The sequence below is a fragment of the Streptomyces sp. NPDC007971 genome, from assembly GCF_042958635.1.
In the GTDB taxonomy this organism is placed as follows: Bacteria; Actinomycetota; Actinomycetes; order Streptomycetales; family Streptomycetaceae; genus Streptomyces.
Genome location: NZ_JBIBJK010000013.1, coordinates 146,866 through 158,725, shown reverse-complemented (window position 1 = coordinate 158,725; position 11,860 = coordinate 146,866). Strand labels below are relative to the sequence as shown.

Sequence of the window (11,860 nt, the reverse complement as noted above, 5' to 3'; positions counted from 1 at the left end):
TCCCTAAAAGCCCCTCAGTCCCATTCCAGGCCGCCGCGCCGCCATACGTACGCGTACGCGACGAAGACGGTGAGCACGAAGAGCAGCATCTCCACGAGCCCGAAGATCCCCAGGGCGTCGAAGGTGACGGCCCAGGGGTAGAGGAAGACGATCTCGATGTCGAAGACGATGAAGAGCATCGCCGTCAGGTAGTACTTGATGGGGAAGCGCCCGCCGCCGGCCGGCGTGGGGGTCGGCTCGATACCGCACTCGTAGGCTTCGAGCTTGGCGCGGTTGTACCGCTTCGGACCGATCAGCGTGGCCATGACCACGGAGAAGATCGCAAAGCCTGCCCCGAGGGCTCCCAGTACGAGGATGGGCGCATACGCGTTCACCGCTCCTCGCTCCTCTCAGTCGGCACTGACTGGTGGCGGTTGCACTGGGCTCACATCCGCCCCACCGGTCCCACGAGCCCCGCTCGTCCCGGGCGAAGATCGAGAACATGTGAAGCAGGTCACAAGCCCAACTGCCTCGCATCTTATGCCCGCCGCTCTGTGATCTGCGACACGGGGTATTACACAAGCTTTGTGATCTCCACCACCTGACGAAGGATCATGAAGTCGGATGATGGGTGATCTTCATACGCGAAGCGTTCAGTTGATCACCAGAAGTGACAATTTCGTTCATCATCGCAGGCCGGAGGGGGCGTCTCAATATCAAGAGAGTTCGCCTGCATGCAAATTGGCACTGGGCCCGGAGTCCTGATAGAGGGGCGCGTTCACACATCAGAGGTAGCTCCGGGGCGGGATGTGGACACCCCCCGGGCGCGTGCACGCGTTCACGAACTCCTGCCCGCGCGGGACGCTGTCATTCCGGTAACCGTTCCGTGACCTCCGCCACATTCATGAGAGCGGTCTGAGAACCGGGCTTGGCCATCCACCGGAACCGGTGGTAGGTGCGGGGCAATTCGGACGTAATGATCAAAGACCGTGATCAAGGGCTTGATCACGGGCGTCCGCAATGTCCGTTACGGCGTCAATAAAGAGTGACGCGCCCGGGCTTCGAGGTCTCGATTGAACAACTGTGGCGCAGCACACGTTTCTTGAAGATATGAAGGAGCCCCTGGTACCGCTTATCCCCATGTCCCACACCGCTCACATACGCAGCCACCGGAAGCCCCGCCGCAGCGCGTCGACCATCGCCGTGCGGGCTGGAGTTGCCGGTGGCGTCCTCAGCACCCTGGCAGTCGCCGGGGCGTCCGGCTCGGCGAACGCCGCCGAGCCGGTGACGCAGACCCTCGAACTGCCCACCCTGACGGCGGACCTGGCGTCCCAGGTCGCCCAGTCCGCGGACGCCACGCAGCAGGCGGCCGCGAACTACCAGCTGCAGGCCGAGCGTGACCAGGCCGCCGCAAACGCCGCGAAGCAGGCCAAGTCGGACCTCGCGGACGCGAAGCAGAAGGCGGCGGAAGCCAAGAAGAAGGCCCAGGAGGCCGCCCGCAAGGAGGCCGCTGCGCGCGCCTCCCGGAACGCGGAGCGCACGACGCTCTCCACCAAGGCGAGCACCGGCACCTCCACCAGCACCTCGACGAGCACGTCCACCGCGACCGGTTCGGCCGCGGCCGTCATCTCGTTCGTGAAGGCGCAGATCGGCAAGGCGTACGTCTCCGGCGCCACCGGTCCCTCCGCCTACGACTGCTCGGGCCTGGTGCAGACGGCCTTCAAGCAGGTGGGCATCAGCCTGCCGCGTGTCTCCCAGGACCAGTCGACGGCCGGCACCCAGGTGTCGCTGAGCAACCTGCAGCCGGGCGACATCCTGTACTGGGGCAGCGCGGGCAGCGCGTACCACGTGGCGGTGTACGTGGGCGACGGCATGTTCGTCGGCGCGCAGAACCCGTCCAGCGGTGTCGGGGAGCACCCGCTGTCGTACGACCCGCCGACCGGCGCCGTGCGGGTGCTCTGAGCACTCGGTACGTCTGACACACGCGTAGGGCCGCAGCCGTTCGGGGGCAGCGGCCCTTGCGTCGTTGCTGACATGCTCTGTGCGGGCCGCTGGCCGGCGGTCCGTCCACGAGTGAGGGAGACAGCGCGATGCCACGCGTGTTCGTCCAGGGAAGCCCCGCCGACCACTACCCGCGTCACGCCCCCGAGGCCGGGCGCGGAGCGGTGCGCAGGATCACCGAGGTCGGCGAGGAGGTGTTGCACAAGCCGTGCCGGGACGTCACGGAGTTCGGGCCCGACCTCGCCGCGCTCATCGACGACATGTTCCTGACCATGTACGTCGCCGAGGGGGCGGGACTGGCGGCGAATCAGGTCGGTGTCGATCTGCGCCTGTTCGTGTACGACTGCCCCGATGACGACGGAATCCGGCATGTCGGACACATCATCAATCCCGTACTGGAGTCCGCTTCGGCCGGGCGCCGACTGATCGACGAGGGCGAGGGGTGCCTGTCGGTGCCGGGCGCCGTGATGGCCGTACCGAGGCCGGACAGGGCCGTGGTGCGCGGGCAGGACAAGGACGGCCGTCCGCTCGTCGTCGAGGGCACGGGGTACTTCGCCCGCTGCCTCGCGCACGAGACCGACCACACCCAGGGGTACATCTACCTGGACCGGCTCGCCAAGCGGGATAAAAAGGACGCCCTGCGGCAGATGGCGGCGCGGCGGGACGAGGTGTTCGCCCGTCGCGCCGCCAGGGCCGAGGAGCTGGGCGGCCGGGGAGCCGGCACGCTGAGGAGCCGAGGGCCGGCGCGCTGAGGAGCCGAGGGGCCGGGCGGCCGGGGAACCACACGCTGTGGAGCCCAGGAGCCGAGACGGGCCCGGCCCGTCCGGTGGATCCTGCCGGACGGGCCGCGGCCCCCGCTCACGCCTTCGGGGCCACCCGGCTCAGGCCGTTGATGATGCGGTCCATCGCGTCACCGCCCGTGGGGTCGGTGAGGTTCGCCAGCAGCTTCAGCGTGAACTTCATCAGCATCGGGTGGGTCAGACCGCGCTGGGCGGCGATCTGCATGACCTTCGGGTTGCCGATGAGCTTCACGAAGGCGCGGCCGAGCGTGTAGTAGCCGCCGTAGGTGTCCTTGAGGACGCGCGGGTAGCGCTGGAGGGCGATCTCGCGCTGGGCGGGGGTGGCCCGCGCGTGGGCCTGGACGATGACGTCGGCGGCGATCTGGCCGGACTCCATGGCGTAGGCGATGCCTTCGCCGTTGAAGGGGTTCACCAGGCCGCCGGCGTCGCCGACGAGCAGCAGCCCGCGCGTGTAGTGGGGCTGGCGGTTGAAGGCCATGGGCAGGGCGGCGCCGCGGATGGGGCCGGTCATGTTCTCGGGGGTGTAGCCCCAGTCCTCGGGCATGGACGCGCACCAGGCCTTGAGGACCTCGCGCCAGTCCAGCTCCTTGAAGGCGGCGGAGGTGTTGAGCACGCCGAGGCCCACGTTGGAGGTGCCGTCGCCCATGCCGAAGATCCAGCCGTAGCCGGGCAGCAGGCGGTCCTGGGAGCCGCGGCGGTCCCACAGCTCCAGCCAGGACTCCAGGTAGTCGTCGTCGTGGCGCGGGGAGGTGAAGTACGTGCGCACCGCGACGCCCATCGGGCGGTCCTCGCGGCGGTGCAGGCCCATCGCGAGGGACAGCCGGGTGGAGTTGCCGTCGGCGGCGACGACGAGCGGGGCACGGAAGGTGACCTCGCGCTTCTCGTCGCCGAGCTTGGCGGTGACGCCCGTGATGCGGCCGGTGCGGTCGTCGACGACCGGGCCGCCGACGTTGCAGTGCTCGTACAGCCGCGCTCCGGCCTTCTGGGCCTGGCGGGCGAGCTGCTCGTCGAAGTCGTCGCGCTTGCGGACGAGTCCGTAGTTCGGGTAGGAGGCGAGATCCGGCCAGTCCAGCTGGAGCCGGGAGCCGCCGCCGATGATGCGCAGGCCCTTGTTGCGCAGCCAGCCGGCCTCTTCGGAAATGTCGATCCCCATGGCCACGAGCTGTTTGACTGCGCGCGGGGTGAGGCCGTCGCCGCACACCTTCTCCCGCGGGAACTCGGTCTTCTCCAGCAGGAGGACGTCAAGTCCGGCCTTGGCGAGGTGGTAGGCGGTGGTGGAGCCGGCTGGCCCCGCGCCCACGACGATCACATCGGCGGTGTGGTCGGAGAGGGGCTCGGTCACGGCGGGATCTCCCCAAGGCTCGAAATCTGCGTGCCGACCGGCACTGGACATGGGCAGTCTATTCAGCAGAATTGATCACCCGGCTGAAGGGTTGCCCCGTGAACGACGCTCTTCCCGCAGTACGGCTGCGTGTGCCCACCGACGAGGACGCGTTCGCCTGGCACCGGGCCTTCTCCGACCCCGAGGTCATGGAGTTCCAGGGAGGCAGGGCCGCCGAACTCTCGGTCTACGAGGAGCTGACCGCGCGCCAGCGCCGGCACGACGCGGAGCGGGGATTCTGCCTGTGGTCGATCATGGACGACCGCGACGAGTTCGTCGGCTTCACCGGGGCCCAGCCGTGGCCGCACGCGTGGGGGCCGGCGGGCGAGATCGAGATCGGCTGGCGGCTCGGCCGGGCGCACTGGGGCCGGGGGTACGCCACGGCGGCCGCGGAGGAGACGCTCGCACGGCTGCGGGCGGCGGGGGTGCCGCAGGTGGTGGCGATGGTCGACGCGCGCAACGAACGCTCCCTCGCGGTCGTCCGGCGGCTGGGCATGCGGCACGCGGAGACGTTCGTGACGCCGTCCGCGGGGCGGGAGGGGCACTGCTACCGACTCGATCTGTGACTCACAGTAATCGACTGTCACAGAAAGCCACATGGAGCTTCCGGGTGGCTCGCGCCCGCGTTACCCTGCCAGTACCGCTGGGGGTGACATCTGTGCGCATAACACCCAAAACACCCGAAGTGTGCGTTCCTCGTCTGGTCGGCCTGATGGCCATGGACGCGCGCGAAACGGCCCGGGCGCGGGGCCTGTTCCTCCATGCCCCGGACCGCCCGGACTTCCACCGCACGGTCGTCGACTACGTCGTACGCCAGTACCCGCAGCCCGGCGCCGAGGTGCCGCCGGACTCCCTGGTGTACGTGTGGTTCGACTTCGGCGAGGGTGAGGGCGGCGGGGGTGTGCGCGAGCCGCGCATCCCACGGCCCCCCTCGGGCGGCGTGCGGCGCGAACTGGGCGAGCCCGGGGACGCGTTCGAGATGATCAACCGGTGAGACGCCGGCACCCGCCGGGCGGGCTCAGCTCTCCTTGAAGCCCCGGTGCAGCGCGACCACACCGCCGGTGAGGTTGCGCCACGCCACCTTCGACCAGCCCGCCTCGCGCAGCCGCCCGGCGAGGGCGGGCTGGTCGGGCCAGGCACGGATGGACTCGGCGAGGTAGACGTAGGCGTCCGGGTTCGAGGACACGGCGCGCGCGACCGGGGGCAGCGCCCGCATCAGGTACTCCGTGTAGACGGTCCGGAAGGGCGCCCACGTCGGGTGCGAGAACTCGCAGATCACCACCCGCCCGCCGGGCCGGGTCACCCGGTACATCTCGCGCAGGGCCGCGTCCGTGTCCTGGACGTTGCGCAGCCCGAAGGAGATCGTGACGGCGTCGAAGGTGTCGTCCTTGAACGGCAGCCGGGTCGCGTCGCCCGCGGTCAGCGGCAGCCAGGTGTGCTTTCTCTTGCCGACCCGGAGCATCCCGATCGAGAAGTCGCACGGGACCACGTACGCACCCGCCTGCGCGAAGGGCAGCGAGGAGGTCGCCGTACCGGCCGCGAGGTCGAGGACCTTCTGCGCGGGGCGCGCGTCGACCGCCTTCGCGACCTCCTTGCGCCAGAGCCGGTCCTGGCCGAGCGACAGCACGTCGTTCGTCAGGTCGTACCGTTCCGCCACGTCGTCGAACATCGAGGCGACTTCGTGCGGCTGCTTGTTCAGGGAAGCGCGGGTCACCCGCCCATTCTTGCAGCACGGCCTTCCGGGACCGGTCGCGGCTGCGTCTTCGCGACCGCGCCCTTTGCCCAGCCGCACTCCAGGACGAAGACGGCGATCAGGACCCGGCCGCGCCGGACATGAACACTGGCTGTCGAGCGGCAGGTACGTCTCGAATGCGGGCACGTCCCCGAACCGGCCGAGCAGCGGGACCGCGGGTTCGGGGACTCTCGCGGGCTGAGCCGGAATCAGCGGGCGCGGTACACCAGCCGCCCGCCGATCACGGTCGCCACGCAGGTCCCGGCGCCGCGTCGGACCAGTTCGGCGCGGTCCGCGACGTCGAACACCGCGAAACGGGCGGGACCGCCCGGCACCAGCCCCGGCAGCAGGATCAGCGGGCTCGGGGACAGCGCCACCGGGCCCGGGAGGCGGTCCGGCCGCTGACCCACCGCGAGCCCGGCCCTGCGCACCGCGTCGACCACGGCCCGCGACCGCAGCTCCCCGGCCACCGCCACGGTGCCGTGCGCCAGCATCCGCTGCACCCCGCGCCGCGCGCTCGCGCCGAGACGCGCGGGATCGGCGCGGAAGATCTCCCGCGCCCGCTCCCCGCCGATGGGCTCGGTACCGAGGGCATCGGCCTCGCGCGGGTCGGGATGGTAGGTGGCCTCCAGCAGCTCCGGACCGTACGGGTTCAGCAGTCCCGGCGTCAGGATGCCGGGCCAGCGCCGCACCCTCGCCCGCAGGTGGGCGACGGCCAGTTCCTGGTAGCGGCCGACGGCGGCGACGGACGCCCCGTCGACCAGAACTGCCGCTTCGGGCGAATGCTCGGCGACGTGAAGTGTCAGCACGGTACCCCTGGTCCGCTCTAGTTGGATGTGAGCAGCTTCAGCTCGGGATGGGCCGTGCCGCCCTCGATCGCGGTGGAGGAGATGTGGGAGACCACGCGGTCGTCGACGGGGTCGTTCGCCGGGTCGTCGTGCACGACGAGGTGCTCGTAGGTGGTGGCGCGCTGTGCCGGGACGCGGCCCGCCTTGCGGATCAGGTCGATGATCTCCAGGCGGTTGGAACGGTGCCTGGCGCCGGCCGAGGAGACGACGTTCTCCTCCAGCATGATCGAGCCGAGGTCGTCCGCGCCGTAGTGCAGGGACAGCTGGCCGACCTCCTTGCCGGTGGTCAGCCACGAGCCCTGGATGTGCTGGACGTTGTCCAGGAACAGGCGGGCGATCGCGATCATCCGCAGGTACTCGAAGAGCGTCGCCTGGGTGCGGCCCTTCAGGTGGTTGTTCTCGGGCTGGTAGGTGTACGGGATGAAGGCGCGGAAGCCGCCCGTGCGGTCCTGTACGTCCCGGATCATCCGGAGGTGCTCGATGCGCTCGGCGTTGGTCTCGCCGGTGCCCATGAGCATGGTGGACGTCGACTCCACGCCCAGCCCGTGCGCGGTCTCCATGATCTCCAGCCAGCGCTCGCCGCTCTCCTTGAGGGGCGCGATGGCCTTGCGGGGGCGGGCGGGCAGCAGTTCGGCGCCGGCACCCGCGAAGGAGTCGAGGCCCGCCGCGTGGATCCGGGCGATGGCCTCTTCGACCGACACCTTGGAGATACGCGCCATGTGCTCGACCTCGGAGGCGCCGAGCGAGTGGATCACCAGCTGCGGGAACGCGTCCTTGATCGCCTTGAAGTGCTTCTCGTAGTACTCGACGCCGTAGTCCGGGTGGTGGCCGCCCTGGAACATGATCTGGGTGCCGCCCAGTTCGACGGTCTCGGCGCAGCGGCGCAGGATGTCGTCGAGGTCGCGGGTCCAGCCCTTGGCGGTGTCCTTGGGGGCCGCGTAGAAGGCGCAGAACTTGCACGCCGTGACACACACGTTCGTGTAGTTGATGTTGCGCTCGATGATGTACGTCGCGATGTGCTCGATACCGGCGTACCTGCGGCGGCGTACGGCATCGGCGGCGGCGCCCAGCGCGTGCAGCGGGGCGTCGCGGTAGAGGACGAGTGCCTCCTGCGGGGTGATCCGCCCACCGGCGGCGGCACGGTCGAGGACAGACTGGAGGTCGGCCTTCTCGGTCACCAGGGCGTCCCTTTCGTCAAGGGTTGTGGACGGACTGATCCAGCCTACGCCAGGGGTTTCGGCCGCCTGCGCTCAGGCCGCGTACGCGCCGATCAGCAGCCCGGCGAGGGCGCCCGCGACGAGGAACGGCCCGAAGGGGATGTGTGTCCTGCGCCCCGCGCGCCGGGCGACGACGAGTGCGCCGCCGTAGAGCGCCCCGAGCAGGAACCCGGCGAAGGTGCCGAGCAGCACCGTCGGCCAGCCGTACCAGCCGAGGACGGCGCCCATGCCGAGCGCCAGTTTCACGTCGCCGAAGCCCATGCCGGACGGGTTGATGAGGAAGAGCACGAAGTAGCCGGCGCCGAGGGCGAGGGCGCCGTACAGCGCGGTGGCCCAGTGGCCGGCGTGCTCGGGCACCAGCGCGGCGACACCCAGCAGGCCGAGGGCGGCGGCCGCGAGCGGCAGGGTCAGCGGGTCGGGCAGCCGCTGCACCCGGAGGTCCACGGCGGCCAGCAGCACCCCGGCCGGCGCGAGCAGGAGCCAGACACCCAGCTCGGGCCGGGTACCGGTGGCGGTGGCGAGGGCGGCGCAGGCGAGGGCGGTGACGGTGGCGAGGAGGAGCGCGGAGGGGAGGTACGAGGTGTGCGTCTCGGCTTCCGCCGGCGCCGGTTGCTCCGCATCCGTTTCCGTCAGCGCCGGCTCCTCTGCATCCGCCCGCGTGCGCTCTTCTCCATCCGTCCGCATCGGCTGCCGTACTTCCGCGCGCGCCCGGTCCTTCGCACCCCCCGCGCACTGTCCGCACCGCGCCCCGCCGAGCCACCCGCGGATCGCGTGCCCGGCCGGGCACCACCGACGCCACGGCTCCCCTTCCGGGACGGCGAAGCGGTACGCGGCTCGGGGCAGCAGCGCCCCTGCGACCGCGCCCCACAGCGCGGCGAGGAGGACCAGCACGCCCATGCTCATGGCGGAAATCCTAGGGAGCGAGGCCGATGAGCGCGGCCGATCGCCGAAGCCGGTCGGTGCGGCCGGTCCGGGAGGCCTGTGGGTGAAGCCGGTCGGTGAAGCCGCGTCAGTGGGCGCGGTCGGTGCGGCCGGTCTCAGACGGCCGGCATCGCGTAGACCTCCTGACCGCCGGTCACCAGCAGCCGGCTGCCCGACAGCGCGATCTGCCAGTAGTCGGTGGCGTCCGTGCTGTCGACCCAGGTCCAGCGGACCTTGCCGGTCCCGGCGTCCAGGGCGATGATGCCGCCGCCCAGCGCTCCGGCGGCCGCGTACAGCGTCCTGCCGGCCTTGAGGAACGACTCCCTCGACGCCCGGTTGCCCTCCTCGCAGAGCCAGATCCGCTTGCCGTCCTTGACGTTCAGGGCCCAGATGCCGTGGTCGTAGTCGCAGACGTAGGCCACGCCGTCGATCACGGTGGGGTTCTTGAAGCCGCGGCGGCCGTTGGGCGACAGCGTCCAGCGCGTCCTGCCCGTCTCGAGCTCCACGGCCGTCAGCTTCTCGCCCGGCAGGAACACCACCCCGTCGGCGGCCGTGGGCTGCCAGCTCCAGTCGTCGCCGATCTTCTTGGTCCACAGCTGCGCGCCCGTGGCGGTGTCGCGCACGGTGAGGTTGTAGCTGGAGTCGGCGTACACGAGGTACTTGCCCCAGACCGTGCCCTCGACGTCGTAGTCCTTGGTGCCCCAGTCGCGCCGCTGCAGCCACACCGTCTTGCCGGTGGAGTGGCTGACCGCGGCGACGGCGGTGCGGTACTTGGTGGCGCTCTTGGCCTGGCCGTAGTCGGTGAGCGTGACGTAGACGTTCTTGTCGTCGATGGCGATCGTGCGCTCGATGTTCAGCTGCTTGCCGAGCCGGCTGCGCCAGGCCTCCTTGCCGGTGGTGACGTCGTAGGCGACCAGGACGCCGTCGTAGTCGCCGTCGCTCAGGAACACCTTGCCGCCGTGGAAGAGGAGCTGGGCTCCGGGGGGGCAGATCCCCTTCCTGGACCAGCGCGCCTTGCCCGTCCTCACGTCGTACGCCACCAGCGGGTCGCCGCTGACCAGCAGCAGCCCGTCGTAGGTGAGGATCGGTACGCCCGCCGCGGTGCTGTCCTCGGCGGCGCTCTGGTGCCACAGCGGCTGCGGGGCCACCCCCGCGGGCGGGGTCGTGAAGGACTCGCCGACCGGGGTGCCCGAACCGGAGCGGCCGCCCGCCCCCGTGGATGCGCCGGTGCCGCCGTCCTTGCGGCCGAACCACCAGGCGGTGCCCCCGCCGACCGCGGCGACGGCGGCGGCGCCGCCGAGGGCGTAGGTGAGGGCGCGGCGGCGGGTGGGTGCCGGCAAGGAGCCGTCCGTGGCACCCAGCTGGACGGTGCCGGGCTGGGGAGCGCCGTGGCCGGGCGTCCCGTAGGCCGGCGTGGCGGGCGTACCAGGCTGCGGATAGCCGTACCCCGCAGCAGGTGCAGGGGCCGGCGGATGCGCGCCGGGCTGCGGATAGCCGTACCCCGGCACGGGGGTGGCCGGCGGTGTCTGTGCGCCGGCCGGCATCGTGGGCGCCGGGCCGAACGAGGCGGCGGCCGGAGCCGCCGGCTCGTCGGGCGCCTCCAGGTCCAGGATTCCGGCCGCGTGGGTGGCGATGGTGGACGCCACCGCGGAGGGCAGCCAGTCGCTGAGCACACCCTCGACGCCCTGCGGGGCCAGCGCCGCCACGATCTCGGCGGGGGCGGGCCGGCCGGCCGGGTCCTTCAGCAGGCAGGCCCGCAGCAGACCGAGCAGGGACTGCGGTACGCCGGTCAGGTCCGGTTCGCCGTGCACGACCTGGTAGAGCATCGCCGCGTGGGAGGCGGCACCGTCGCCGAAGACGTTGCGGCCGGTGGCCGCGAAGGCGAGGACGACACCCAGCGAGAAGACGTCGCCCGCCGTGCCGACGTCCTTGCCCTGGGCCTGTTCCGGGGGCATGTAGCCGGGCGAGCCGACCACGACCCCCGTCTGGGTCATCCGGTTGCCGTCCACCGCCCGCGCGATGCCGAAGTCGATGACGCGGGGGCCGTCCGCGGCGAGGAGGACGTTCGACGGCTTGAGGTCACGGTGGATGAGTCCCGCCGCGTGGATCTCCTGGAGGGCGGCCGCGAGCCCGGCGCCCAGCGCGCGCACGGTGGGCTCCGGGAGCGCGCCGTGCGCGTCCACGACGTCCGTCAGGTCCGGGCCGAGCACGTACGACGTCGCCAGCCAGGGCAGCGGCGCGTCGGGGTCGGCGTCCACGACCGAGGCCGTGTACTGCCCGGAGACCGCCTGGGCGATCTCCACCTCGTGCCGGAAACGACGGCGGAAGTCGGCGTCGGCGGCGAGGTCGGGGCGTACGACCTTCACGGCGACGGTCCGGCCGCCGGGCGAACGGGCCAGGTAGACCCGGCCCATGCCGCCGGCTCCGAGCCTGCGCAGCATGCGGTAGGCACCCAACTCCCGTGGGTCGTCCGGCTGCAGTGTCTCCATGGCGGGTGTTCCCCGTCCTTCCCCGTTGCGACGCTTTGCACTGCCTTGCTCTGCGTTGTGCCGCGTCGTGCTGCCTTGTGACGCCTTGCCGGGCCGGTGACCGGGCTCGGCGGTGCGCGGTCGGCGTTCGCCGACGCAGACACAGTAATGACACCCGGGTAGGGGGAGTTGACGGGGGCGGGGGGGCTGTCGCGCCAGGGTCCTTCTTCCGGATCGGGCCGGCTTCGGGGCGGGGCGCCTCACGCCGTACCCGAGCGGGGTCCGGTGCGTACAGCCGCAAGGCGGAGGAGGGAGGGGAAGGAGAGGAGGGGAAGGGGAAGAGGGGAGGAGGGAGTCGACGCGAGGGGGGGTGCCCCCACGCGAGCGAAGCCGGGTGCGGGGGAAGTCGGGGAGTGACGACGACTTGGCTGGGGGTGCCCCCACGCCGTTGAGGCAGGGGGGGCGTGCCGGACCCCGCGACCTCGGCAGGATCCGAAAGCTCGGCAGGATCCG

11 protein-coding genes are annotated in these 11,860 nt (G+C 71.3%); 4 read left to right on the top strand and 7 right to left on the bottom strand.

Features of this window, described 5'->3' with window-relative positions:
• Positions 1-14: 14 nt before the first annotated feature.
• Complete coding sequence (locus ACFZCP_RS27140; protein WP_003992243.1) at positions 15-374, bottom strand: NADH-quinone oxidoreductase subunit A; 360 nt, start codon at positions 372-374, stop codon at positions 15-17.
• Positions 375-1,119: 745 nt separating this feature from the next.
• Between ACFZCP_RS27140 and ACFZCP_RS27135 the strand changes: the two genes are divergently transcribed.
• Positions 1,120-1,941 carry a C40 family peptidase gene (locus tag ACFZCP_RS27135; protein WP_362689645.1) on the top strand — a complete coding sequence of 274 codons (822 nt, stop codon included), beginning with the start codon at positions 1,120-1,122 and terminating at the stop codon, positions 1,939-1,941.
• A gap of 128 nt (positions 1,942-2,069) precedes the next feature.
• Positions 2,070-2,732 (top strand): peptide deformylase, encoded by a 663-nt coding sequence (gene def, locus ACFZCP_RS27130; protein ID WP_391431256.1) that lies wholly within the window; start codon positions 2,070-2,072, stop codon positions 2,730-2,732.
• Positions 2,733-2,838: 106 nt separating this feature from the next.
• Here the strand turns inward: def and ACFZCP_RS27125 are convergent, their stop codons facing one another.
• On the bottom strand, positions 2,839-4,173 hold the full coding sequence (locus ACFZCP_RS27125) for a geranylgeranyl reductase family protein (RefSeq protein WP_391431253.1): 1,335 nt from the start codon (positions 4,171-4,173) through the stop codon (positions 2,839-2,841).
• A gap of 47 nt (positions 4,174-4,220) precedes the next feature.
• Between ACFZCP_RS27125 and ACFZCP_RS27120 the strand changes: the two genes are divergently transcribed.
• Together ACFZCP_RS27120 and ACFZCP_RS27115 are read left to right on the top strand one after the other, a co-directional pair.
• Entirely contained in the window at positions 4,221-4,727 is a 507-nt protein-coding gene (locus tag ACFZCP_RS27120) for a GNAT family N-acetyltransferase (RefSeq protein ID WP_391431250.1), read from the top strand.
• 146 nt (positions 4,728-4,873) lie between these two features.
• Positions 4,874-5,155, top strand: a complete 282-nt coding sequence (locus ACFZCP_RS27115; protein ID WP_391431589.1) for a PASTA domain protein — start codon at positions 4,874-4,876, stop codon at positions 5,153-5,155.
• Between the two features lie 24 nt (positions 5,156-5,179).
• Here the strand turns inward: ACFZCP_RS27115 and ACFZCP_RS27110 are convergent, their stop codons facing one another.
• The 5 genes from ACFZCP_RS27110 to ACFZCP_RS27090 all read right to left on the bottom strand — a co-directional run bounded on the left by ACFZCP_RS27110 (position 5,180) and on the right by ACFZCP_RS27090 (position 11,368).
• A complete protein-coding gene (locus ACFZCP_RS27110) occupies positions 5,180-5,875 on the bottom strand; it encodes a demethylmenaquinone methyltransferase (protein WP_362689630.1) in 696 nt (231 codons plus the stop codon).
• Between the two features lie 227 nt (positions 5,876-6,102).
• A complete protein-coding gene (locus ACFZCP_RS27105) occupies positions 6,103-6,702 on the bottom strand; it encodes a hypothetical protein (RefSeq protein ID WP_391431246.1) in 600 nt (199 codons plus the stop codon).
• A 17-nt stretch (positions 6,703-6,719) separates the two neighbouring features.
• A complete protein-coding gene (gene mqnC / locus ACFZCP_RS27100) occupies positions 6,720-7,919 on the bottom strand; it encodes a cyclic dehypoxanthinyl futalosine synthase (RefSeq protein ID WP_391431243.1) in 1,200 nt (399 codons plus the stop codon).
• 72 nt (positions 7,920-7,991) lie between these two features.
• Entirely contained in the window at positions 7,992-8,861 is an 870-nt protein-coding gene (locus ACFZCP_RS27095) for a prepilin peptidase (protein ID WP_391431240.1), read from the bottom strand.
• A gap of 134 nt (positions 8,862-8,995) precedes the next feature.
• Complete coding sequence (locus ACFZCP_RS27090; RefSeq protein WP_391431237.1) at positions 8,996-11,368, bottom strand: PQQ-binding-like beta-propeller repeat protein; 2,373 nt, start codon at positions 11,366-11,368, stop codon at positions 8,996-8,998.
• Positions 11,369-11,860: the final 492 nt, after the last annotated feature.